The sequence below is a fragment of the Kribbella sp. CA-293567 genome (assembly GCF_027627575.1).
Lineage (GTDB): Bacteria > Actinomycetota > Actinomycetes > Propionibacteriales > Kribbellaceae > Kribbella.
This window is the reverse complement of record NZ_CP114065.1, coordinates 793,486-816,687: the sequence shown is the minus strand read 5'-3', so window position 1 is coordinate 816,687 and position 23,202 is coordinate 793,486. Positions and strand designations below refer to the sequence as shown.

Here is a 23,202-nt window from a genome sequence, read left to right as displayed (position 1 = left end):
TCAGTTGTGCATCAACAGCAGCGCGCGATCGGCAGTCGCGAGATCGAGGCGGCCACCGTCAACAGCGCCGTACGCGCCGATCGGGCCACTGGCCTTGCGGCCGTGCCGGTTGATCCAGAAACCCCAGCCGGCCGGCGCGTCCGGCCACTCGGGGTCGGGCTCCCAGCCGAGCGGCGGACGCCAGGAGGCGGTCGGCGGCTCGGGCCAGCTGGGTGGTGGGTTGAATCGGTGCACAAGCGGGCCTTCCCCAGGGAAACTGTCTGACAGCTCAACGACCGGCTCTATCGAACGTCACGCCTAAATCTTGGTAAAGATTATTTGCCGAACACCCCAGCTGGCTACTCCTGCAGGTAGTGAGCAACCGCTCACGCAGAGCCACGAATTCCCTGTCCTGCAAGGGGTTCGCGGCACCCCTCGCCCTTGACATCCCCGGCCCACTGGCGGACCTTGAACTCAGTCGATCGGCATCGTGGGGGGACCATGGAGTCTGATCTGTGGAGCCTGTCCTGTTCGCCGCGGGAAGTCGCGGCCCGGGACCTCCAGGGATTGAGCAAGCGCGGGCTTTACCTCGTCCGGCTGGACCTGACCGGGATCGCCGGCGACAACGCGCGGCTGCGCGAGCTGCTGGTCGCGGTACAGACCCTGCGGCGGACCGGCATCCTGGTCGAGTACGAGCTGGATCTCTTCGGTGAGTCACCGCGGTTCGCGACCATCCGGGACAACGTGGCGCTGGTGCGCGCGGTCGTCGCCGACGGTACGACGCCGGCCACCTTCACCGTCGATCCCAGCCACGGGCAGTGCTCACCGTGGCTCGAGGCCTATCGGTCCCGGGTGGGCGCCGCTGTTCAGCCCTGGCTGACCGGATTGTCCGTCCAGCTCACGGCCGCATGGACCGAACTGGTCGTCGGCGAACGGCGACCCGGCCGGCTCTGCGGTGTCGCCGCGCACCGGATCGCTCTGCAGCGCTTGACCTTGCGCAGCAACACCGAGCTGCTCAACCTGGTGGCCGACAGCGCCCGCGAGTACGAGCTGACCGGTGAGACCCAGCTGCTCGAGCACGAACTGGTCGCGCCGCGGGTGGCGCTGCTGACCGAGACATTGGTTGCTTTAAGCAACAGATTTCACCCGGCCCGGCCGGCGCCGCTGCAGCAAGCGGGCTAGCCAGGGAGTGGGGACCCCAGAACATTCGATCGTGGTGTGAACGGTTTACGAACTGGGTTCCAACGTTGTAAAACGATCTATGAGTCTCATCCGCCCCGCTGTGCTCACGGCCGCCCTCGCCGCCGCCGTACTGCTGACTGGACTGCCGGCCACCTCCGCGCCGGTACTGGAGAACACCGTGGACAACGCGGTCCTCGCGCGAACCTTCCGCAACCCCGTCAATCCGGGTGCCGATCCGTCGCTGTTCCACTACGGCGGCCGGTACCACGTGGCGACCACGACCGGTGATCACATCGGCATCTGGTCGTCGCCCAGCCTGGCGAACCTCCTGGTCGCGCCCGAGAAGGTCGTCTGGCGCGACCCCGACCCGAGTCGCAACACCCAGCTGTGGGCACCGGCCTTCCGGCACGTCGGCAACCGCTGGTACATCTACTACACCGCCTCCGACGGCGTGGACGCGAACCACCGGATGTACGTGCTCGAGTCGGCCGGCGACGACCCGACCGGTCCGTACAGCTTCAAGGCGAAGATCGCGGACTTCGGCGAGTACGCGATCGACGGCGAACCGATCACCCACAACGGCCAGCAGTACTTCGTCTGGACCGGACCCGGTCGCGGCCAGGGTGGGCCGGCGCAGCTCTACATCAGCCGAATGAGCAATCCGTGGACCGCTACCGGCGCGAGGGTGGCGATCCCGGCCGCCGGGGGTTGCAGCGAAGTACGGGAAGGCCCGACGCCGTTGTACCGCAACGGGCGGACCTTCCTCACCTACTCCAGTTGTGACACCGGCAAGCCGGACTACCAGCTGTGGATGAAGAGCATCGCGAACGGCGCCGACCCGATGGTCGCCGCGAACTGGGTCCAGCACCCCGGCCCGATCTTCGCCCGCAACAACGCCACCGGCGTCTGGGGACCGGGACACCACTCGTTCTTCCGGTCACCCGACGGCACCGAGGACTGGATCGCCTACCACGGCAAGAACACCAGCACCTACACCTACGCGTTCCGTACCTCGCGGGTCCAGAAGATCGGCTGGAATGCGGACGGCACCCCGAACCTCGGCAGCCCGCTCGCAGCTGGCGCCACACAGAACCTGCCGTCGGGCGACCCGGGCGCGGTCACCTCGGTGATCAACGACACCGACGTCGGCGCCGGCCAGAACCAGGTCCAGTACGCCGGTAGCTGGTCGTCCGGCTCCGGCTGCGGGAACCAGTGTTTCTGGGGCAACGACCACTGGAGCAACCAGGCGGGCGCCTCGGCCACGATCCGCTTCACCGGAACCAAGATCGCGTTGCTCAGCGTGCTGGACGTCGGCAACGGCATCGCCGGGATCTCGATCGACGGCGGTCCGGAGCAACGCGTCGACTACTACAGCTCGATCCGGGTCGGCGAACAACCCGTCTATGTCAGCCCGACGCTCCCGGCCGGCCAGCACACCCTGAGGATCCGGGTGACCGGCGAGAAGAACCCGTCCGCCAGTAGCTCGGTGATCAGTCTCGACCGAATCGAGACCTACTCGTGAAAGGTTTCAGTGAGACCGGCCGGGAGATGCCTGAGAAGATAGCGAGGTGCTTGAGACCACCCGCGCCCTGCTGACCACCCAGGCAGCCGTCCGGCAGCGGATCCTGGACCACCCGTTCGTCTCCCGGACCTCCGCCGGATCGTTGCCCAAGGCCACTTTCGATCGCTGGATCGCCGAGGACCACTTCTTCGTCCGCTCCTTTCAGCGGTACCTCGAAGCGTTGTCCGCGGTGGCTCCCGACGACGGGGCCAGGAAGGTCCTGGCGGGTGGTCTGGCCGCGCTCGTCCCGGAGCTCGCCCTGTTCGAGCGGGCGGCCGCCGAGCGCGGCGTCGACCTGACCGGTGAGCCGTCGCTGCTCAACCTGGGCTACTCGTCGTACCTGTTCACCTCGGTCGACGACGGCTGGGCGGTCGGCATCACGGTGCTGTACGCGGTGGAGAAGGCGTACTACGACGCCTGGGCCTCGGTGCGCGACACGACCGGCCCGGACACGCAGTACGCCGGCTTCATCGCGAACTGGTCGTCGCCGGAGTTCGCGGCGTACGTCGAACAGCTGGCCGCTCTGGTCGACCGCGAACCGCTGACTCCGGCGATGGCCCAGGCCTTCGACCGGGTACTGCGGTTCGAGCTCGCCTTCTGGGACCTGGTCACCGAATGAAGACGCCCGTCCTGGTGAGCGGGATCGTTCTGCTGGCACTCGTCGGTGCCTGCGGCGGCTACTGGGCCGGCCCGCTGCTCAACCAGCGCGCGGAGGCGTCCGGCCCTGCCGCGCCGCTGGCTGGATCCGCGGCCGGTCAGACTGTTCCGCCACCTTCGCCGAGCCCGTCGGCGACGCCGTCGGTGCCGTTGATCCGCAAGACTCCGCAGCCGAACCCGCTGGAACCGCTGGTCAGCACCGACCTGGAGTTCAGGACGCGGAACTTCACCGTCAGCAGCGAGGTCGCCGGTGAGGTCAAGCTGTCGATCAAGGTGCCGGCCGGCTGGCAACTCACGCCCTCCAAGGACAAGCCCAGCGAGGTCAGGTTCGTCGACGCGAGCGGTGAACGCGCCATCCGGATCGAGTCGGCACTGACCCCCGACAAGCCGGTGCAGCAGGCGTTGCAGGACGTGCTGACCAATGTCCAGTCCAGCCAGCCGTACCAGAACTTCGTCCGGCCGCTGTTCCAGGGCTCCGGTCAGGTCAAGGACAGCGACGGTCAGCTGCGGCAGGTGGCGACCCTGGTGTACACCTACATTCCGGGAGCCACCTCGCGGTACGTGATCGTCCGGTTCGTCGCGACCGGCGACGGCGACCTGGCGACGATCTCGATGAGCGTCACCGGGCTGCCGAAGGAGCAGAAGGCGCTGGAGCGCATCCTCGCCGAGGCCACCTCGTCGGTCCGGATCCGCGACTGAGGCGGCTGTTGCGAACCAGAGGTGACGTAGAGCGAACCATTCGGCGGTCTACGGTGTCAGAGACGATGCGGGAACGGACCAGGAGGAGGAGTGGTCGTGGCCGGTAGGGGTGTCGGACGCGTGCTGCTCGGTTCCGGCCTGCTCGTGGTGACCCTGCTGGGGGGAGCCGGGGGCTACGGGGCCGGCCGGCTGACGAACTCCACGGAGGCTGGAGGCGCCGCGGCAATGCCGCTGGCGCCGGCCACCACCACTGCGCAGACGACGCCCACGCCTTCGCCGACGCCGACTCCCCCGAAGCTCGCGCTGGACGACAGTGAGCCACTGCGAGCGGACGAGATCGAGTACCGGACGCGCGCGTTCACCGTCACCAGCGTGGTCGCCTCACACGTCAGCCTCCGGGTGCCGGAGCGGTGGGAGATGGTCCAGCTGGTCCCGCCGAAGGACATGCGGTTCAACGAGCCGGAACGCAAGCGCGCGGTCCGGGTGCAGGGCGGCTTCACCATCAACCGCTCGCCGGCCGAGTCCCTGTCGGTCAGGATCGACCAACTGAAGGCCTTGACGGTGGACAAGGCGATCACGATCAAGTCCGACGTGGTCGACCCCAAGAGCGGCGACGCGACGCTGGCCTACACCTACGCCGACCGTGGCTATCTCAAGTACGCCGTCATCCGGTGGGTGGCGAACCCGAAGAAGCTGTGCATCCTCGAGATCGCGGTCACCGGCCTGCCGCAGGACCGAGCGGCTCTGCTGGCCGTACTGGACGAGGCTTCCGGGTCGGCCACCCGCTCCGACTCGCCCGCCTGACCGTGCGCCCTAGACGCCGGTGTCGACCGGCCAGATGGTGCGGAAGATGACCGAGCGCACGCGGTAGAACCGGCGGCGGCTCGACTGGATCAGGGCAGGGGACGGACGCAGCCGGTCGGCGACAACTCTCACGGGGATCCTTCAGCTGGAGAAGGTGACCGAATCAGCCACCTCGACGGCCTTGGCACGCTCGGATCCAGGCACCTGGACCTGGATGAGCACCGAGTCGTCGGCCCCCGTGTCGACTACTCGCTGGAGCAGCGTAGTGCCGTTTGAGCAATTCTCGGAAATCTGGTCGATCACGATTCGGCCCGGCCCATTGGCGACGGTCTGAACAGGCCCCACCGAGCCACAGCCGTAGCTGCCGGCGTCCGGCAGCGCCAACACCGGATCGGCGGCGTCGTTCATCGCCCCGACGAAGACACCCGGGGTGCTGTTCCCGGGCAGATTCCAGCGGTCGTCCTTGCTGACCCGGAAGGCAGGCCGGTCCGCGGCGGCACCCGGCGGACGCCAGACCGAGGCGGTCACGACGCTCGCCCACTTCCGCGGCAGCTCGACGGAGAAGTTGTCTCTGGCCACCTTCGTCGTCTGGATCGTCTCCAGGTAACGCTCGACGCCGAAGCCGCCGCCCGCCCCCAGGATCAGGGCCAGCAGCGCGGCCACGACCCAGCGTCCTCGGCGTCGGGGTGGCTGGGGTGAGGGGTGTTGCACCGACGGCGGCGGCGAGGCGGTCGCGGCATCGGCGGCATCGGCAGTGGCAGTGGTTTGAGCGCCCGGGGCGCCGGCGTTCGGCGTACCGGTGCCTGCGGCCGCGGCCGCGGGCGTTGCGGGGTCGGCGATCGGGGCGCCGGCCGCGTCGGCCGGGACCGTCGCCGTGCCGGTCCCGATGACGGTCGGGGCGTTCGACTCGCTCAGCGCGGTCTTCTCGCCGTCCTCCGCCTCGTCCGGCTCACCGGTTGGCGGTGCCGTCGACGGGCTGGCCGGCAACGGCGCCGGGATGGTGGCGACCGGAGTGGTCATCAGGGCGGCCATCGCGGCACCGGCGACCGTGTCCGGGCCGAAGATCTGGGTGGTCTCGTCGAGGCCACCGACCAGTTCGCGGGTGAAGGACTCGATGTCCGGCCAGCGCTTCTGCCGATCCGGGTCGAGCGCGCGGACGATCGCCGCGTCGACCCGCTCGGGGACGTCGAAGCCCAGCGAGCTCGGCGGCGGAGCTGCCTTGACCCGGCCGGCAGCGCCCAGGCCGTCCACCTGGTGCGGTGAGCGCCCGGTCAGTGCCGCGTAGGCGACGGCGCCCAGCGAGTACTGGTCGGCGCGCTGGTCGAGCCGCTCGCCCAGCGCCTGCTCGGGGGCGACGTACGACGGAGTACCGCCGGGCATGGTGATCCTCGACACCTCGTCGAGGGACTTGCCCAGCCCGAGGTCGGACAGGACCGCTCGCTCACCGTCGTCGTCGGTACTGCGGAAGAGCACGTTGGCCGGCTTCACGTCGCGGTGCAGCAGCCCACGGCGGTGCAGCGCCTGCAGGCCGCGACCGACCTGGACGATGACTCCGATGGCCGGCTCGAGTGGCAGCGGCTCCTTCTTCAGCCGGTCGGCGAGCGTGCCGCGGTCGGCGTAGGTGAGCACCAGGAACGGTCTGCCGTCCTCCAGTTCCCCCACGTCGTGGACCTGGACCACGTGCTCGGACTCGACCCGGCGCAGGAACCGCCCCTCCTCGAGGAAGCGGCGGCGGACCGAGTCGTCGTGGGCCCAGTTGTCGGCCAGCACCTTGACGGCCACCTCGGCGTCCAGTTGCTCGTCGTGAGCGAGCCATACCGTTGCGAAACCGCCTGAGCCCAGGCGGCGGCGCACGACGTACCTGCCAAGTCTGGATGGGACCCCCATAGGAGGCATTATGGAGTATGTGGAGTCCCTCGTCCTGGGGACCGATGACAACGAAGGCGCAGATGAGCGACAGCAGCAGTCCGACCGACGACCTGGCCGTGCTGGCCGAGCGCGCCGTCGGTGGTGACAAACACGCGATGGACGACCTGCTCAGGCTGGTCCACCCGCGCGTCCTGCGGATCTGCCGCAGTGTGCTGCCGTACTCCGCGGACGCCGAGGACGCGGCCCAGGAGGCGCTGCTCAACATCGCCACCAAGATCCACACGTACTCCGGCCGCAGCAGCTTCTCCACCTGGGTGCACTCGGTCGCGGCCAACTCGGCCCGCTCGACGTACCGCAAGCTGAAGCGCACCGCGCAGGCCGCGCACAACCCCGAGCAGCTGGACAAGCCGGACCCCCGCACCACCAGCGTGATCGCCGGCACCCGCCTGGACCTGCTGGAGGCGCTGGAGACGCTGGAGCGCGACCGCCCGCAGATGGTCACCCCGCTGGTCCTCCGCGACGTCTACGGGCTCTCCTACGAGGAGATCGCCAAAGAGGTCGGCGCCCCGCTCGGGACGATCAAGTCGCGCATCCACGACGCCCGCGAGGTCGTCCGGCCGCTGCTTCGCCCCAAAGACTGAGAGCAGCGGCGGTTGGGCGGCTCCGCCCACGCGGTGGTGGGCGGTGGCTGGTTGGTCTGCTCCGATGCTCACTCTGAGTCGTCCGGCGCGGGCGAATCCGTTGCTGTCGGACGTGGCGGCGGAGCAAACCGTCTGAGGGGCTCCCTTCGGGGCGTGCAGTGTGCTCAGATGGGTGCCATGAAGAAGCTCATCAACGACCCTGCCGATGTTGTGAGTGAAGCGCTGCAGGGAATGGCCGCGGCGCACCCTGATCGCCTCCGGGTCGATCTGGAGAACCGGATCGTCTACCGCAAGGACGCGCCCCGCTCGGGGAAGGTCGGGCTGATCTCCGGCGGTGGGTCCGGGCACGAGCCGCTGCACGGTGGGTTCGTCGGGCTCGGGATGCTGGACGCCGCGTGCGCGGGTGAGGTCTTCACCTCGCCGGTTCCCGACCAGATGATGGCCGCCACGAAGGCCGTCGACGCGGGCGCCGGGGTGCTGCACATCGTGAAGAACTACACCGGCGACGTGATGAACTTCGAGATGGCCGCCGAACTGGCCGCCGCCGACGCCGGGACCGAAGTACTGTCCGTCGTCACCGACGACGACGTCGCGGTCCAGGACAGCCTCTACACGGCCGGCCGCCGGGGCGTCGGCGTGACGGTGCTGCTGGAGAAGATCGTCGGTGCCGCGGCCGAGGAGGGCCGACCGCTGCAGGAGGTCGCCGATCTTGCGAAGCGGGTGAACGACAACGGCCGCAGCATGGGGATGGCGCTGACCTCGTGCACCGTGCCGGCCGCCGGGAAGCCGACGTTCGAGCTGGCCGACAACGAGATGGAGGTCGGCGTCGGCATCCATGGTGAGCCCGGCCGCAAACGGTTGCCGCTGGCACCGGCCAAGGACATCGCCGCCCTGCTGGTCGATCCCATCCTCGGCGATCTGCCTTACCAGCAAGGCGATTCGGTGATTGCCTTCGTCAACGGCATGGGCGGTACGCCGTTGCTCGAGCTCTATCTGATGTACAACGAGGTGCAGCAACTGCTGGACCGGGCCGGCATCACCGTGGCCCGCTCACTGGTCGGCAACTACATCACCTCGCTGGAGATGGCCGGCTGCTCGGTCACCCTGCTGAAGGTGGACGACGAACTGGTACGTCTCTGGGACGCGCCGGTGAACACCCCGGGCCTACGCTGGGGGGCGTGAGCATGGGAGTGGAGAACTTCGCGAACTGGCTGCGTGATTCCGCCCGGGTGCTGCACGAGAACGCGGCGTACCTGACCGAGCTCGACTCGGCGGTGGGTGACGCGGACCACGGCAGCAATATGGATCGCGGGTTCGCCGCCGTCGTCGCCGTACTGGACGAGAGCAGCTTCGAGTCGGTCGACGAGTTGCTGAAGAAGGCCGGAATGACGCTGGTCAGCAAGGTCGGTGGGGCGAGCGGACCGTTGTACGGCACGTTCCTGCTGCGCTTCGGTACTGCGTTGGCCGGGGTCGAAGTCACGCCCGCGACCGTCGGCGAGGCGCTGAAGGCAGGCGTCGGCGGCATTCTTGCGCGCGGCAAGGCGGAACTCGGCGACAAGACGATGTACGACGCCTGGGCGCCGGCACTGGAGGCGTACGACGCTGCCGTCGCGAGCGGCGCCGACCTTGGTGGGGCTCTGACTGCCGCGGCGGAGGCTGCGGCGAAGGGGCGCGACGCCACGACGCCACTGGTCGCGCGGAAGGGCCGGGCGAGCTACCTCGGCGAGCGCAGCGCGGGGCATCAGGATCCGGGCGCCACCAGCACGACTCTGCTACTGGAGTCGGCCGCACGCACGCTGGCATGATCCTTTGATCGGGATCGTGGTGGTGTCGCACAGCCGGGCCTTGGCCGATGCGGCGGTGGGGCTGGCCTCAGAGATGGTTGCTGACGGCAATCGACCGGAGATCGCGGTGGCCGCCGGGCTGGACGAGACGACCTTCGGGACGGATGCCGCGGCGGTTGCCGAGGCGATCGCGGCGGCGGACAGTCCGGACGGGGTGCTGGTGCTGCTGGATCTCGGCAGCGCGGTGCTGAGTGCCGAGATGGCTTTGGAGTTCGTCGATCCTGAGGTCGCCGGTCGGGTGAAGTTGTCCAGTGCGCCTTTGGTGGAAGGGCTGGTCGCTGCCGTGGTGACGGCCTCGACCGGGGCGACGCTGGACGCGGTACTGGCGGAGGCTTCGCGGGGGTTGGCTGGGAAGCAGGATCATCTGGGTGATGCTGTTGTGGCCGAGGCTGCTGCGGTGGAGGAGTCCGGGAGCTTCGATGAAGTTGCTGTTAGCAACGAACATGGGCTGCATGCCCGGCCGGCGGCGAAGGTCGTGCGGCTGGCGCAGCAGTTCGATGCTCAGGTGACGTTGACGAATCTGACCACCGGGAAAGGGCCGGTCAACGCGGGCAGTCTGAGTTTGGTGGCGACGCTCAACGCTCAGCAGGGCCATCGGCTGAGGATCAGCGCGAGTGGGCCGCAGGCGGACGATGCGGTGGCGGCGCTGCGGGCGCTGGCTGATCGGGGCTTCGATGATGCGCCGGCGGTGGGTGGCGCGGAGGCTGGTACGGCGGGGCAGGTCTTGGCCGGCAAGAGCGGGTCTGGGCTTGACGTTGCGGTCGGGGTGGCGATCGTGGCTGACGGCGAGGTCGAGCTGAGCGGGTACCAGCCGGGTGCTGCCGAGGTCGAGCGGGAGCGGGCGCAGGATGCGCGGCGGGCGGCCGAAGAGCAGCTGACTCGGTTGCGGGACGAGACGGCCAGGACGATCGGTACTGAGGAAGCGTCGATCTTCGAGGCCCAGTTGGCTTTGCTGGACGACGCGGAGTCGCTCGACGTGGTGTTCCAGGCGATCGAGTCGGGTGAGAGCGCGCCGGCCGCGTGGAAGGCGGCGCTGGATGCCGTCGCCATCCGCTTCGACGAACTGGACGACCCCTACCAGCGGGAGCGCGCGCAGGACGTGCGGAGCGTCCGCGATCGGGTACTGCGCGCGCTGACCGGTAAGAGCGAGACGACGCGGGACGCGAGTGGGCTGCTCGTCGTACGGGAGCTTGATGCGGCGACCGCGGCGGCTGTCGATGCCGAGCGGATCGTCGGGATCGCCGTACGGGCTGCTGGGACGACCGGGCACGGGGTGATCGTGGCGCGATCGCGGGGCATCCCGGTGATGACCGGCATCGGTGACGTGGCGGTGCCGGCCGGTGCGTTGGTCGGGTTCGATGCGCGGGCGGCCGAGTTCGTCGTCGAGCCGGCGGACGGCGGCGAAAGCTTGCGTACTGCGCTGCGCGCACGTGCGGCTGAGCGCGAAGCGGCGCTGGCGGAGGCCGAGCAGCCCGCGGTGACCGTCGACGGGCGGACCATCGCGGTGCTGGCGAATGTCGGATCGGTGCAGGATGCCGTCGATGCCCGCGGCGCTGACGGGTCCGGCCTGGTGCGGACCGAGGTGCTGTTCGGCGAGCGGCGGGTGGCGCCGAGTGTCGCGGAGCAGGCCGAGGTGTTCCGGGCGATCGCGGCAGCGTTCGGCGGGAAGCCGATCACGATCCGGACCTGGGACGTCGGCGGTGACAAGCCGCTTGCCTTCCTGCCGCAGGAGCGGGAGGCGAACCCGTTCCTCGGTGAGCGTGGGATCAGGGTGTTCCGGCGGCGGCCGGAGCTGTTGCGGGACCAGTTGAAGGCGATCTGTCAGGTGGCGGCCGAGACGCCGGTTCGAGTGATGTTCCCGATGATCACGACCGCTGAGGAGGTGGAGTGGGCGCTGCAGCAACTCGAGGCTCTGGATCCGCCTGAGGGGCTGAAGGTCGGCATCATGATCGAGGTGCCCGCGGCTGCGCTGCGGATCGCCACGCTGGCAGCCGGGCTGGACTTCGTCAGCATCGGCACCAACGACCTCACGCAGTACACGACAGCTTCCGACCGCGGCAACAGCGCGGTCGCTGGGCTGGCCGACGGGCTGGACCCGGCGGTGCTGCAGCTGATCGACCACGTGGTGCGCGGCGTGCCCGCAGGAGTCGAGGTTGCTGTCTGCGGCGACCTGGCGAGTGACCCGGACGCCGCAGTACTGCTGGCCGGACTCGGCGTCCACGAGCTGAGCGCGGTCGGCCCTCAGGTGCCGACGATCAAGGCTCGCCTACGCCGAACCGACCTCACCACCGCAACCGCGCTCGCCGCCAAGGCGCTCACCCTCGAGAGCGCGAGCGCCGTCCGCACCCGGTCAACTGATCGAGTTCGCTTCAGCTGAGGTAGCGCAGCTCCACCAGGTTGAAGCCGTTGGTGCGGGAGTCCTTGGCAGGAAAGGCGTAGGTGTCGCCGGGTTCCAGGTAGGTGACGTCCGGGCAGGCGGTGTCGAGGTCGGCGATCAGCGTCGGGTGCGCGCCGGCGTTCCAGGTGTAGGTCTCGCCCGCGTCGGGCGTGAGGTGGAGAACCTGGACGTCGGCCTCGTCGATGACGACCTTGACCGGAACCTCGCCGACACCCGCGAACGCGCCGACGCCCGAGGCAGTGGAGCTGTGCGGCTCGCCAGAGCCCTCCTCGCCCAGGTCCAGCAGCTCGATCAGGCGGTTCAGGTACGGCGCATCGCCGTCGTTGGTGAGCATGTGCACGGGAGAGACCGGCCGGTAGACCGAACCACCGATGGTTTCGCTCAACTGGCGGGCCGGGCTGCCGTCGAGCCAGTCCATGTGGCAAGGCGAGGTGGCCAGGCACAGAACGACGTACGGGTTGTGGTGGAGGTGCCAGCCCTGCGCTTCGCCGGGCGCGAGCGAAACCTCCCAGACCCGGACGCGGGAGTTCTTCAGCAGTACCCGGGTGCCGATCTCGCCCAGCACCACCTCGGTGCCGTCGGGGGCCTGGACGGTGGTGCCTGCGGTCATCGTGCGTCTCCGTTCAGATCAACTGCGCGTTCCATCGCCACCGCGGCCAGGACGACGCCGTCAGGCATCGTCAGCTCGGCGGGCTCGACCTCGGTGAAGCCGAACGACTTGTAGAGCGGTACGCCGGGCAGCGTCGCCATCAGCGCCAACCGGGTGAACCTGGCGGTCCGGGCGGCGTCGACGCAAGCGGTCAGGATCGCCCGGCCGAGACCGCGCCGGGTCCAGTCACCGCGGACGAACATCGCGCGGATCCTGGCCGGCTCGGTCGCCGGGTCGAGCAGCCGTTCGTCGGCGCCCGCCACCGAACCGTTGAAGAGCTTGTTGCGGCGGCTCCAGCCACCACAGGCGACGATCTCGCCGCCGGCCTCGTGCACGTAGTACGTGCCGTCCTCGATCAGGGCGAGGTCGAGCCCGGCGATGTGCACGACGGCGCTGGCCACCTGCGCCTGGTCGTAGTACGCCGGGAACAGGCTGAGCACGGACTCCCGCATCAGCTCCGCGATGGCAGGGGCGTCCGCGGGCACGGCCAGGCGTTGCACGGGCTCCACGAAGGTCAGGCTATTTCAGCCGCGCGGCGCGTACATGATCAGCCCTACTCCGGCGAGACACACGACTGCTCCCGCCAGGTCCCACCGGTCCGGCCGGAACCCGTCGAACAGCACTCCCCAGGCCAGCGACCCGGCCACGAACACTCCGCCGTACGCAGCCAGGATGCGGCCGAAGTTCGGATCCGGCTGCAACGTCGCGACGAACCCATAGGCGCCCAGAGCAACAATCCCGCCGAGCACCCACAACACCCCCCGCTGCTCCCGGACCCCCTGCCACACCAGCCACGCACCCCCGATCTCGGCCACCGCGGCAACCCCGAACAACCCCATCGAACGCAGTACGGTCATGCGAAGCAGGCTATGCGCTCAATCGCGCCGGTCGTTGCGTTGCGAGGTCCAGAAGCTGGTGAGGAACGACCAGAGGCCGGTGGCGGATCCGGGGGCGTGCTGGTCTCGCGGCCGGTCCTGTGGGCGCTCGTTCTGCTCGGCTTCCCGCACGCCGTTCGGCGTCAGCTTGTACTTCGGCAGCCCCTCGCTCTGCTGCACGACCGCCACCTGCACCGCCGAGACGAGATGGTCCAGCACTTTCGTTGCCGCGTCCTCAGCCAGCCCCGTCGACGCCGCCACCCGGTCCGCCGTCATCGGTCCTTCGGTCAGTGCGGTCAGTACCGCGTGCACCTGCGCCTCGTCAGCCATCCAACTCCCCCTTGGTCTCCGACAGTTTCCCAGCCGAGCCGGTCAACCGGCCGGATGCGTCCCGCCAGAGCTGGCGGCCCGGTAGAGCGCGATGCCGACGGCCAGGAAGTCCAGCCATGACGTTCACCGCGTGTGCTGCGGTGAACAGGTAGCGGATGCCCCAGGCCGCGACCAGCAGAAAGATCAACGCTTGCACGCCGGTGGGGTGAAATGGGGGCGTGGGGTGCCGGACATGTGCAGGCTATGACGCAGACACCGACGAGGGCCCGGCCGGGGCCAGTGAGCGAGGCGGGCGTGGGCGACGGACCGCGGGATCGCCGGCGGGAGAGGTTCGAGCAGCTCTTCGCGGCCAACCGGGAGGCGGTGCTCGGCTACCTGCTTCGCCGGACCGGGGACCGGCAGGACGCCGCCGACCTGCTGGCGGACACGTTTCTGGTGGCCTGGCGCCGACTGGACGACGTACCGGCGGGTGACGAGACCAGACCCTGGCTGTACGGCGTGGCGCGACGGGTGCTCGCCAACCATCACCGCGGCGAGGGCCGCAGGCACGCCCTCGCCGACCGGCTCCGCGACGAGCTGACCGAGACGGGTGAACCCACGACCACGCTCACCGACAACTCCCCAGCGGCCATCGCCTTCCGGGCCTTGCCGGAGCAGGACCGGGAACTGCTGTCCCTGGTCGCCTGGGAGGAGCTCGGTACCGTCCAGATCGCGATCACGCTCGGGATCACGCGCAACGCCGTACGGATCAGGCTGCACCGCGCCAGGAAGCGGTTCGCCAAGTTGCTGACCGCTCCGCTCGCCAACCAGTCGCTGGTCGCTCAGAGAGGAGACTTTTCATGAAGACGCATGACCTCGACGCCGTCACGCGCGGCCTTGACCCCACCCGCAGCACCACGATCAGCGACGCGGCCTGGGGCGAGCTGTCCGACGGCATCACCAGTGCCTCTGTCGAGGACACCACCCCAGTCACCACCCTGGCCCCACGCCGTAGGCCGTCCCGCCCGCGGCTGGTCCTGACAGCCGCCTGCACGCTGCTGATCGCCGGCGTGGTCGCCGCGGCCGTGCTGGACGGGCCCGCGCAGAACCAGCCGCAGGCGCTGTCCTTCACCGAGCTCGGCGACAAGCTGATCGTCCGGGTGGTCGACCCGAGTGCCGATCCGAAGCGGTACAACGCCGAGTTCAAGAAGATGGGCCTGAACGTCAAGGTCGAAGCGATCCCGGTCAGCCCGCCGTCGGTGGGAAGGATGATCGGCTTCAACGCCGGCAACGAGCGGCAGCTGGACCAGTTGCGCATCCTCGCGCCGGGTGAGAAATGCAACGGGACGATGAACGCGTCCGATCCGGGCTGCCAGGACGGGCTCGAGGTACCGAAGAACTACCGGGGCAACACCGAGATCCAGTTCGGCCGGCCGGCCGAGCCAGGCGAGATGTATTCGCAAAGGTCGTCGTCGGCCACCGAGAAGGGTGAATCGCTCGCCGGGCTGAGGATCAAGAACAAGACCGTCGGTGAGGTGCTGCCGCTGATCGGGTCGAGGGGCGTACAGGTGGAGGCCTACTACGCGAGTAGCGACGCCCGGAAGCTCGACGACATCGGCAAGCCGGACGACGGCTGGTACGTCCACGGCGCCGAGCCGTACTCGCCGGGCAAGGTCGTCCTGTCCGTCGGTCCCGCGCCGCGGAAGTAGTCGCCGGCGCTGCTCCGGCCGGGCCTCAGGCTCGGCGGGATCGGCGCGTCGGGGCCTTGGCCCAGCGCCAGGTGACGCCGACCAGGGCCAGCGCGGGGAGGCCGAAGATCGCGGCGGCGATCTCGCGGCCGAAGACGAGGAAGGCCAGCCCGGTCAGGAAGAACGGCATCGCGAGCCAGACCATGCCGACGAAGGCGGCCCAGCGCCAGCGGCCCGGCTTCCGGGGCGTGGGCGCGTAGAGCGCGGGGGACGGGAGGCCGTGGAACGCCGGCTGGAGGTCGGCGTGCGTGACGGCTTCGTTGACGATGTCGACCCGGCGGTGCAGCTCGTCCTCGTCGAGGCGGCCGATCGCGAACTGCTCGGAGAGCTCGTCGATACCGACCCGGCGTTCCTCGTCGGTCAGCCGCACCGGCATCATCCGGCGGCGCGCGGCAACGGCCCGCGCCTCCTGTCCCGCGGCGGCGGCATAGCCCGCCAGGTTGGCCAGATCGGTCTTCGGCCGGTCTCTGTAGCGATCGGTCATCCAAACACCCCACTCCTCCTCCCGAGTGTGCCAGCCGGGAGGGCGAGACCCAACCGGAAGGGAGGTTGGGAAGTCAGGCCGCCAGCAACCGCTCCCGCAGTCGTTCGAGCTGCTCGAAGGTCAGTCCGCTGTTGGTCAGGTAGCCGGCCACGTCGGTGGAGCCGAGAAACGCGACCATCGCCAGGCACGCGTCCGCGCAGTGCAACTCGAGGGCCGACTCGCTCAGGGCCGTCTCACCGGCTTCGGGGTTCTCCGCGTAGTACGCGTTCATCGTCCGTACGGCGAGCTCGTAGTCGTCCAGGATCTCCGCCACCGGCGTACCGGCCAGAGTGAGCAGCATCGCGACGATCATCCCGGTCCGGTCCCGGCCGGCCTTGCAGTGCACCAGCACGCCCCCGGGCGGCGCGTCCGCGATCCGCGCGAACACCGACGTGATCAGCCCGGGCCAGCGCCTGAGCGCCTCGCCGTAGTACGCCGGGGTGTCGAGCCGCTCGCCCCACACCGCCATGAACTCGCTGTCCTGCTGATCCTCGACCGGGTGGTGGTGCACGACGTCCAGCACCCGTACTTCGAGCCGCTCGTAGTCGTTGCGCAGATCGATCACGGTGGTCACACCGGCGTCCTCGAGCTGCTGCCACCCGTTGTCGGTCAGCAGATCGGGCCGGGCCGACCGATAGACCCGCCCCGGCTGGATCACCCCGGACCGAGCCGGCAACCCACCCAAGTCCCGGGCGTTGATCGCCCCGTCCCACTCCAGGTCCCGCGAGCTGCTCATCACGCCCCCATCTTGCCGTGACAGCAGCAACCGCCCGTACGCCGGTGCGGCGTACGGGCGGTTGTCAGCTGGAGGTGGTCAGCCGAGGGCTGCGGGAAGGGTGGCGCTCCAGGTGCTGCGGAGGTCGGTGAGGGAGACCTCGAACTGGTCCTGGACGTCGAGGGACTCGCCGGTCACCACACCGATCTTGGTGTGCGGGAAGCGGCGGGCCGTGCACATGTCGGTGAAGCGGACCTCTTCGGTGCGCGGGACGGCGACGACCGCGCGGCCCGAGGACTCGGCGAAGAGGAATAGGAACGGGTCGAGGTCGTCCGGGGCCCAGACGCGGGCGCCGACGCCGCCGCGGAGGGCAGACTCGACCAGGACCTGGGCCACGCCGCCGTCACTGACGTCGTGGGCCGCGTCGATCAGACCGTCGCGGGAAGCGTTGATCAGGATGTCGGCGAGCTGCTGCTCGGCGGCCAGGTCGACCGCCGGCGGGCGGCCACCGAGGTGGCCGTGGACGACGTGGGCCCACTCCGAGCCCGACAGCTCCTCCTCGGTCTCACCGAGCAGGTAGAGCTGGTGACCCTCCATCTCGGCGGTGAAACCGATCGGGGTCCGCCGGGTGACGTCGTCGATGACACCGAGGACGCCGACCACCGGAGTCGGCAGGATCGGGGTCTCGCCGGTCTGGTTGTAGAACGACACGTTGCCGCCGGTGACCGGGATGCCCAGCTCGATGCAGCCGTCGACCAGGCCACGGATGGCCTCGGTGAACTGCCACATCACGCCCGGGTCCTCCGGAGAGCCGAAGTTCAGGCAGTCGGTGACCGCGGCCGGGCGGGCGCCGGTGGTGGCGACGTTGCGGTACGACTCGGCCAGCGCGAGCTTGGCGCCGGTGTACGGGTCGAGCTTGGTGAAGCGGCCGTTGCAGTCGGTGGAGACGGCGACGCCCAGGCCGCTGGTCTCGTCGACCCGGATCATGCCGCTGTCCTCGGGCTGCGCGAGCACCGAGTTGCCCAGCACGTACCGGTCGTACTGGTCGGTGACCCAAGACTTGTCGCACAGGTTCGGCGACGCGATCAGCTGCAGCAGGGTGTCCCGCAGCTCCTCACCAGTGGTTGCCCGGGGCAACTTCTCGGCGGCGTCGGCCTGCAGCGCGTCCTGCCAGTGCGGGCGCGCGTACGGGCGCTCGTAGACCGGGCCGTCGTGCGCGACGGTCCGCGGCGGTACGTCGACGACGCGCTCGCCGTGCCAGTCGATCTGCAGCAGCCCGGTGTCGGTGACCTCACCGATCACGTCGGCCTGGACGTCCCACTTCGCGCAGATCTTCAGGAACTGCTCGACGTTGGCCGGCGTGACGACCGCCATCATCCGCTCCTGCGACTCGCTCATCAGAATCTCTTCCGGAGCAAGGGAGGCGTCCCGCAGCGGCACCTTGTCGAGCCAGACGTGCATGCCGCCGTCACCCGCGCTGGCCAGCTCGGAGGTCGCGCAGGACAGGCCGGCGCCACCGAGGTCCTGGATGCCCTCGACGATCCGGGCGGCGAACAGCTCCAGCGTGCACTCGATCAGCAGCTTCTCCATGAACGGGTCGCCGACCTGCACCGCGGGGCGCTTGGTCGGGCCGCCGTCGGCGAACGTCTCGCTGGCCAGCACCGAGACGCCGCCGATCCCGTCGCCGCCGGTCTTGGCGCCGTACAGGATGATCTGGTTGCCGATACCGGTCGCGTTCGCCAGGTGCAGGTCCTCGTGCCGCATGACGCCGACACAGAGCGCGTTGACCAGCGGGTTGCCCAGGTACGTCGCGTCGAAGACCACCTCGCCGCCGATGTTCGGCAGGCCCAGGCTGTTGCCGTAGCCGCCGACTCCGGAGACGATCCCGGGCAGCACGCGCTTGGTGTCCGGCGCGTCCAGCGGGCCGAACCGCAGCGGGTCCATCACCGCGACCGGGCGGGCGCCCATCGCCAGGATGTCGCGGACGATGCCGCCGACCCCGGTGGCCGCGCCCTGGTAGGGCTCGACGTACGACGGGTGGTTGTGCGACTCGACCTTGAAGGTGACCGCGTAGCCCTCGCCGATGTCGATCACGCCGGCGTTCTCGCCGATGCCCGCGAGCATCTTGCCGGCCGGGGTCTCCTGCGGGATGTCACCGAACTTCTTCAGGTGCACCTTGGAGGACTTGTACGAGCAGTGCTCGCTCCACATCACCGAGTACATCGCCAGCTCGCAGCTGGTCGGCCGCCGGTCCAGGATGTCGCGGATCCGCTGGTACTCGTCCGGCTTCAGCCCGAGTTCCGCCCACGGCTGCTCCACGTCCGGCGTACTGGTCGCGTTACTGACGGTGTCGGTCGACACTTGATGACTCCTGAACTAGGTGGGACTCGGGGGAAACGGTAGCTGCCAGTAGGTGAGCCACCAGCAAGGGCAGGGCGAAACCGGTCATGATCGCGGGCAGGGCGACGCCCGCGTCGTTCAGCAGCATGCCGACCAGACCGCAGGTCGACAGAGCCAGCAGGGTCGGGCGGATCATCGGCGCGCCGGCACAGAAGCGGCGGTAGGCCGCGGAGGGCACCCTCTCCGGCCAGACCGTGGCGATCATCGCGAGGACGACACCGACCAGCATCAACCAGCCGGCGGGGGTCTGGAAGAAGCCCAGCGACATCTGCAGCTTGCGAATCAGCACATCGGCCGCCTCACCGTCGAGCAGCGTCTCCACGAAGGTGCCGAAGTGGCTGCGCTGGTCCGCCGGCCGCAGGTAGTCCAGGACGGCGACAGCGGAGACAGCGAGCACTCCGGCGAGGCCGACACCGACCAGCGCCTTCAGCGAGATGCTGCCGCGCCAGGTCAGCCAGGCCATCAGCAGTACTGCGGGCGTCAGCGCGATGATGCCGCCGAAGTCGGTCCCCCAGCCCGGCTTGCCGTCCACGATGATCGCGAGCCCACCGATAGCCAGTACTGCGAGCGCAGCCTTCACCCGGCTCTGTGGCAGTAGTTTCTGCGCGACCCAGCCGGCCGTGACGAGCGCAGCGACCGCCAGTGTGGCGAAGGTGGAGTTGCCGAAGCCGTAGAACCGCCCACCGATCACCGGGCCGTCAGTGAACATGCTGCCGAACTGCAGCGGCGTCCCCAGCACCCCGTCGACCAGCAGAATCAGGTACGCCGCGAGCAGGATGCCCAGGCCGGCCCATTGCTTCAGCACCGCTCTGGTCAGCCAGGCAAAGGCCGCGCTGATCGCCAGCACCACGCAGTACAGGGAGAACCCGGGCTCCGGCCAGCGCCACCAGACGGTCGCAGTGGACAGGAAGACGGCGATGAAGAACCCGCCCTGGGCCAGCATGGTGAATTCACTCGTACTCCGCGCCCGCCGGCTCCGGGTCTTGACGAACCAGCCGAGTGCGGCCAGCTGCGCCACAAGCAAGGTCATCGCGACTGCGACCAGCATGCCCCGCGGGTGCAGGAACCGCTCGTCGGTGTCGAGCCGGTCCTCTATCACCGCGGCGGCGTTCGTGTGCAGGTCACCGGTGAAGTGGATCTCGTTGCCGCCGAGCGGGCCGGCTTTTTCCTCACCGGCCGGATCCAGGGGTTTGCTCTCGCCGCGGAGGACGGTCGCGGTGACGTCGGTCAACTGGATGAGCCCGGGACGGCGGGTGGAGTCGCTGGTCAGCCAGCGCGGGCCGTTGTCCGGCGGGAGCTGCATCGCGACCAGGAGCTCTTTGTGGGCGTTGGAGGTCAGCTGGCTGGTGCCGACGAGCAGTACCCAGCCGCCTGCCGCACGGGCCTGGGCAACGAGGTCGGCCACCTTCTTGCGGGCCTCGTCGCGTCCACGTAGCGGCAGGGCACCGGCGTCGATGATCGCGTCGCCACAGGCAGGGCTCGCCAGCTTCGCCGCGTCCAGCTCTGGCTGCCAGTTCTGGACTGTGCCGTCGGCACGAGCCACGGCGATGGCTGCGCCGCGACCGAAGCCGCAAACCCGCTCACGGCTCTCCGCAAGTCGTCCGAGCGGTGCGCCGGTGCGGTGCTCGGCTTGGCGGTCCAGATACGTCTGCCAGCCCTGCACCTTGCCGTTGACCACTGCAGGCAGCTCGCCGCACTGCTGGTCGGGGACGCTGCCCCAGGCGCGAGTACCGGCGCTGATGGTCAGCCAGCCGTCGACGGGACAGGTGTGCGGTCCAGCGGTCTTCACGGTGATCGAGCCGACGTGCGACTGGTCCACGAGGGCCGTCAACTCGGGCGACGCCTGCACGTCGTACCAGCTCAACCCGGGCACCCCGATGACCACGACCTTGGCCAGCAGGTCCTGGTCGGCCGCCTGGGCCGCGGGCGCGCCCGCAGTACCGGCCGCGACGAGGGCGACGGCTGCTGCGGACAGCAGTCGTCGGACCCTGCGAAAGTTCATCAGGAGGCGACGACGGCCTTCAGGACCGAGGTGAAGAAGCCGAGACCGTCGGTGCTCGGGCCGGTCAGGGTCTCGACGCAGTGCTCCGGGTGCGGCATCAGGCCGACCACGTTGCCGCGCTCGTTGGTGATCCCGGCGATGTCGCGGTACGAACCGTTCGGGTTGTCGTCCAGGTAGCGGGCGACGACCAGGCCCTCGCCCTCGAGCCGGTCCAGGGTGGGTTCGTCGGCGACGTACGACCCGTCCTGGTTCTTCAGCACGATGGTGATCTCGTGGTTCGCGTCGTAGTCGCTGGTCCACGCGGTGCGGTTGTTCTCGATCCGCAGCGCCTGGTCCTTGCAGATGAACTTGCGGTGGTGGTTCTTGATCAGCGCGCCCGGCAGCAGGTGCGACTCGCAGAGCACCTGGAAGCCGTTGCAGATGCCGAGCACCGGCAGGCCCTCGCCGGCCTTCTTGATGATCGTCTCCATCACCGGCGCGAACCGGGAGATGGCACCGGCCCGCAGGTAGTCGCCGTACGAGAAGCCGCCCGGCAGGACGACCGCGTCGACGCCCGACAGATCGGCGTCACCGTGCCACAGCGCGACCGCCTCGGCGCCCGCGACGGCGGCGGCGCGACGGGCGTCGACATCGTCCAGCGATCCCGGGAAGGTGACGACCCCGATCTTCACCGGTCGCCCTCGACGTGCAGGGTGTAGTCCTCGATCACCGGGTTGGCCAGCAGCGTGTCCGCCGCCTTACGGATCTCGGCGACCTGTTCCTCGGTCGCCTCACCGTCCAGGGTGATCTCGAAGCGCTTGCCCTGACGCACATCGGCCACGCCGTCGAAGCCGAGCCGGCCGAACGCGCCGTGCACCGCCTTGCCCTGCGGGTCGAGGATCTCGGGCTTGAGCATGACGTCGACGACAACGCGAGCCACTGATTACTCCTGGTTTCGATCCGGCTGACGCGATGAATCCTACCGACCGCGCCCGAATTGCCCGCATCGGCTGACTATTCACTCAGTACATATCTTGTGTGTATAGTCGGCGGCATGGCAACCGCTGAACTCGTTCTGGGACTGCTGGCCGACGGCCCGGCCCATGGGTACGACGTGAAGCGCGGCCACGACTCCTGGTTCCCCGACAGCCGTCCACTGGCGTTCGGGCAGGTCTACTCCACCCTCGGCCGGCTGGCCCGGGACGGCCTGGCCGAGGTGGTCGAGAAGGGTTCCGAGGGCGGCCCGGAGCGGACGGTCTACGCGATCACCGACAAGGGCCGCAAGCATCTGGCCGACTGGCTGGCCGACCCGGTGCCGCCGGCCTGGGGCAGTGCCGACGAGATGCTCCGCAAACTGGTGGCCGCGGTCCGGACCGGCGGCGACGCGACCGAGTTCCTGGCCCGGCAGCGAGCCAGTCACCTCCGCCGGATCCGGGAGCTCAACGCCACGCCGGCCGGTGACGACCTCACCTCACCACTGGTGCGCGACTACACCGTCGCCCACCTCGACGCCGACCTGCGCTGGCTCGACAGCGTCATCGAGCGCATCACCGAGCAGAAGGAGACCCGCCGATGAGCGCACTGGAACTCCGCGACGTGGAGTACGCCTACCGTCGCAACGTCGCCCTGCGCGGCGTCTCCCTCACGGTCGCAGCGGGCGAGGTCGTCGCGATCACCGGAGTCAGCGGCGGCGGCAAGTCGACTCTGCTGCACTGCGTCGCGCTGGCGGGCTGGTCGTCAAGGTCGGGTCGCTGGTCCGGCTGGTGGCGATCGTGAGCGGCCGGCGGCCCGCAGTACCGGAAGTTGTGGTGTAAATGACAGGGCCGGGGTGGTGCTAGATCCCGTGCTGGGGGCGGGAATGGGACATAGCCTCGAAGTCATGTGGGCGTGGCAACTGGTACTGGCGGTCGGATTCGGAATCGGATCCGCTGTCATCCCTGTGCTGAACGCGGAGGTCTACGTCCTCGGCGTCGGCGCCTCCGGCGCACTCGACCCGGTGGTCGCCGCGATCGGGGTGTCGGTCGGGCAGACCATCGGCAAGGTGGCGATGTTTCTCGCGGTCCGGTATCGGCCGGGCTACGCGGCGAAGCAGGGCAAGGCACCCAGGCCGGTCGATCTGAGCACCCGGCGCGGCCGGTTCGTCCAGTGGAACCGTGACGTCAGCAAACGCCTCCTCGACGCTCTCAGCGACCGCCGCTGGGGCATCCCGGTCACCCTGCTGAGCTCCTCGGTCGGCATCCCACCCCTGTACGGCGTGGCGCTGATCGCGGGCGCGAGCCGGATGGGCATCCTGACCTTCTCGCTGTCGGTCCTGGCCGGCCGCCTGGCCCGGTTCATCACCCTTGCCCTGGGCGTCGGTCTCTTCTGA

Annotated in this window: 27 protein-coding genes and 1 pseudogene; 15 read left to right on the top strand and 13 right to left on the bottom strand. The window is 69.3% G+C overall.

Features of this window, described 5'->3' with window-relative positions:
* Positions 1-234, bottom strand: a complete 234-nt coding sequence (locus tag OX958_RS03890; RefSeq protein ID WP_270135766.1) for a hypothetical protein — start codon at positions 232-234, stop codon at positions 1-3.
* 246 nt (positions 235-480) lie between these two features.
* On the opposite strand from OX958_RS03890, the gene OX958_RS03885 reads away from it, so the two are divergent.
* The 5 genes from OX958_RS03885 to OX958_RS03865 all read left to right on the top strand — a co-directional run bounded on the left by OX958_RS03885 (position 481) and on the right by OX958_RS03865 (position 4,882).
* Positions 481-1,161, top strand: coding sequence for a hypothetical protein (locus tag OX958_RS03885; protein ID WP_270135765.1), 681 nt, complete (start codon positions 481-483; stop codon positions 1,159-1,161).
* Positions 1,162-1,240: 79 nt separating this feature from the next.
* A complete protein-coding gene (locus OX958_RS03880) occupies positions 1,241-2,683 on the top strand; it encodes a family 43 glycosylhydrolase (protein ID WP_270135764.1) in 1,443 nt (480 codons plus the stop codon).
* Positions 2,684-2,729: 46 nt separating this feature from the next.
* Positions 2,730-3,341 carry a transcriptional regulator gene (locus OX958_RS03875; RefSeq protein WP_270135763.1) on the top strand — a complete coding sequence of 204 codons (612 nt, stop codon included), beginning with the start codon at positions 2,730-2,732 and terminating at the stop codon, positions 3,339-3,341.
* Positions 3,338-4,078 (top strand): hypothetical protein, encoded by a 741-nt coding sequence (locus OX958_RS03870; RefSeq protein ID WP_270135762.1) that lies wholly within the window; start codon positions 3,338-3,340, stop codon positions 4,076-4,078. Before OX958_RS03875 ends, OX958_RS03870 begins: the two co-directional genes overlap by 4 nt.
* Positions 4,079-4,174: 96 nt before the next feature.
* Entirely contained in the window at positions 4,175-4,882 is a 708-nt protein-coding gene (locus OX958_RS03865; RefSeq protein ID WP_270135761.1) for a hypothetical protein, read from the top strand.
* 9 nt (positions 4,883-4,891) lie between these two features.
* On the opposite strand, the gene OX958_RS03860 is transcribed toward OX958_RS03865, so the two are convergent.
* Positions 4,892-5,014 (bottom strand): hypothetical protein, encoded by a 123-nt coding sequence (locus OX958_RS03860; RefSeq protein WP_270135760.1) that lies wholly within the window; start codon positions 5,012-5,014, stop codon positions 4,892-4,894.
* 9 nt (positions 5,015-5,023) lie between these two features.
* The gene (locus OX958_RS03855) at positions 5,024-6,769 is read right to left on the bottom strand and encodes a serine/threonine-protein kinase (RefSeq protein ID WP_270135759.1); all 1,746 of its coding nucleotides are present in this window, start codon (positions 6,767-6,769) and stop codon (positions 5,024-5,026) included.
* A 62-nt stretch (positions 6,770-6,831) separates the two neighbouring features.
* On the opposite strand from OX958_RS03855, the gene OX958_RS03850 reads away from it, so the two are divergent.
* The 5 genes and pseudogenes from OX958_RS03850 to ptsP all read left to right on the top strand — a co-directional run bounded on the left by OX958_RS03850 (position 6,832) and on the right by ptsP (position 11,613).
* Positions 6,832-7,392 (top strand): RNA polymerase sigma factor, encoded by a 561-nt coding sequence (locus OX958_RS03850; protein ID WP_270135758.1) that lies wholly within the window; start codon positions 6,832-6,834, stop codon positions 7,390-7,392.
* A gap of 177 nt (positions 7,393-7,569) precedes the next feature.
* On the top strand, positions 7,570-8,574 hold the full coding sequence (dhaK, locus tag OX958_RS03845) for a dihydroxyacetone kinase subunit DhaK (RefSeq protein WP_270135757.1): 1,005 nt from the start codon (positions 7,570-7,572) through the stop codon (positions 8,572-8,574).
* 2 nt (positions 8,575-8,576) lie between these two features.
* Positions 8,577-9,197, top strand: coding sequence for a dihydroxyacetone kinase subunit DhaL (dhaL, locus tag OX958_RS03840; protein WP_270138981.1), 621 nt, complete (start codon positions 8,577-8,579; stop codon positions 9,195-9,197).
* Between the two features lie 4 nt (positions 9,198-9,201).
* A pseudogene (gene dhaM, locus OX958_RS35255) lies at positions 9,202-9,612 on the top strand (dihydroxyacetone kinase phosphoryl donor subunit DhaM); the annotation flags it as partial.
* Between the two features lie 3 nt (positions 9,613-9,615).
* Entirely contained in the window at positions 9,616-11,613 is a 1,998-nt protein-coding gene (gene ptsP / locus OX958_RS03835) for a phosphoenolpyruvate--protein phosphotransferase (protein ID WP_333486514.1), read from the top strand.
* On the opposite strand, the gene OX958_RS03830 is transcribed toward ptsP, so the two are convergent.
* The 4 genes from OX958_RS03830 to OX958_RS03815 are packed head-to-tail and all read right to left on the bottom strand — an operon-like array spanning position 11,606 to position 13,488.
* The gene (locus OX958_RS03830) at positions 11,606-12,244 is read right to left on the bottom strand and encodes a hypothetical protein (protein WP_270135755.1); all 639 of its coding nucleotides are present in this window, start codon (positions 12,242-12,244) and stop codon (positions 11,606-11,608) included. The genes ptsP and OX958_RS03830 overlap by 8 nt on opposite strands.
* Positions 12,241-12,792 carry a GNAT family N-acetyltransferase gene (locus OX958_RS03825; RefSeq protein ID WP_270135754.1) on the bottom strand — a complete coding sequence of 184 codons (552 nt, stop codon included), beginning with the start codon at positions 12,790-12,792 and terminating at the stop codon, positions 12,241-12,243. Before OX958_RS03825 ends, OX958_RS03830 begins: the two co-directional genes overlap by 4 nt.
* A 15-nt stretch (positions 12,793-12,807) precedes the next feature.
* Entirely contained in the window at positions 12,808-13,140 is a 333-nt protein-coding gene (locus tag OX958_RS03820; protein ID WP_270135753.1) for a YnfA family protein, read from the bottom strand.
* An 18-nt stretch (positions 13,141-13,158) separates the two neighbouring features.
* Positions 13,159-13,488: a hypothetical protein gene (locus OX958_RS03815; protein ID WP_270135752.1), complete on the bottom strand. Its 330-nt coding sequence runs from the start codon at positions 13,486-13,488 to the stop codon at positions 13,159-13,161.
* A 243-nt stretch (positions 13,489-13,731) separates the two neighbouring features.
* Here OX958_RS03815 and OX958_RS03810 point away from each other — a divergent pair, with 243 nt between their 5' ends.
* Positions 13,732-14,331: an RNA polymerase sigma factor gene (locus OX958_RS03810; protein ID WP_270135751.1), complete on the top strand. Its 600-nt coding sequence runs from the start codon at positions 13,732-13,734 to the stop codon at positions 14,329-14,331.
* Positions 14,328-15,176, top strand: coding sequence for a hypothetical protein (locus OX958_RS03805; RefSeq protein ID WP_270135750.1), 849 nt, complete (start codon positions 14,328-14,330; stop codon positions 15,174-15,176). Before OX958_RS03810 ends, OX958_RS03805 begins: the two co-directional genes overlap by 4 nt.
* 25 nt (positions 15,177-15,201) lie before the next feature.
* Here OX958_RS03805 and OX958_RS03800 read toward each other — a convergent pair whose 3' ends face one another.
* The 6 genes from OX958_RS03800 to purS form a co-directional block, all read right to left on the bottom strand.
* On the bottom strand, positions 15,202-15,699 hold the full coding sequence (locus tag OX958_RS03800) for a DUF1707 SHOCT-like domain-containing protein (RefSeq protein WP_270135749.1): 498 nt from the start codon (positions 15,697-15,699) through the stop codon (positions 15,202-15,204).
* A 73-nt stretch (positions 15,700-15,772) separates the two neighbouring features.
* The gene (locus OX958_RS03795) at positions 15,773-16,474 is read right to left on the bottom strand and encodes a tyrosine-protein phosphatase (protein WP_270135748.1); all 702 of its coding nucleotides are present in this window, start codon (positions 16,472-16,474) and stop codon (positions 15,773-15,775) included.
* Positions 16,475-16,552: 78 nt separating this feature from the next.
* Positions 16,553-18,814: a phosphoribosylformylglycinamidine synthase subunit PurL gene (gene purL / locus OX958_RS03790; RefSeq protein ID WP_270135747.1), complete on the bottom strand. Its 2,262-nt coding sequence runs from the start codon at positions 18,812-18,814 to the stop codon at positions 16,553-16,555.
* A complete protein-coding gene (locus tag OX958_RS03785) occupies positions 18,792-20,855 on the bottom strand; it encodes a hypothetical protein (RefSeq protein WP_270135746.1) in 2,064 nt (687 codons plus the stop codon). The genes purL and OX958_RS03785 overlap by 23 nt, the downstream gene beginning before the upstream one ends.
* Positions 20,855-21,526: a phosphoribosylformylglycinamidine synthase subunit PurQ gene (purQ, locus tag OX958_RS03780; protein ID WP_270135745.1), complete on the bottom strand. Its 672-nt coding sequence runs from the start codon at positions 21,524-21,526 to the stop codon at positions 20,855-20,857. The genes OX958_RS03785 and purQ overlap by 1 nt, the downstream gene beginning before the upstream one ends.
* Positions 21,523-21,774 (bottom strand): phosphoribosylformylglycinamidine synthase subunit PurS, encoded by a 252-nt coding sequence (gene purS / locus OX958_RS03775; protein ID WP_270135744.1) that lies wholly within the window; start codon positions 21,772-21,774, stop codon positions 21,523-21,525. The genes purQ and purS overlap by 4 nt, the downstream gene beginning before the upstream one ends.
* Positions 21,775-21,888: 114 nt before the next feature.
* On the opposite strand from purS, the gene OX958_RS03770 reads away from it, so the two are divergent.
* From OX958_RS03770 to OX958_RS03760, 3 genes are all read left to right on the top strand, one after another.
* Positions 21,889-22,410 (top strand): PadR family transcriptional regulator, encoded by a 522-nt coding sequence (locus tag OX958_RS03770; protein ID WP_270135743.1) that lies wholly within the window; start codon positions 21,889-21,891, stop codon positions 22,408-22,410.
* The gene (locus OX958_RS03765; protein WP_270135742.1) at positions 22,407-22,610 is read left to right on the top strand and encodes an ATP-binding cassette domain-containing protein; all 204 of its coding nucleotides are present in this window, start codon (positions 22,407-22,409) and stop codon (positions 22,608-22,610) included. Before OX958_RS03770 ends, OX958_RS03765 begins: the two co-directional genes overlap by 4 nt.
* A 103-nt stretch (positions 22,611-22,713) precedes the next feature.
* Positions 22,714-23,202 carry a hypothetical protein gene (locus OX958_RS03760; protein WP_270135741.1) on the top strand — a complete coding sequence of 163 codons (489 nt, stop codon included), beginning with the start codon at positions 22,714-22,716 and terminating at the stop codon, positions 23,200-23,202.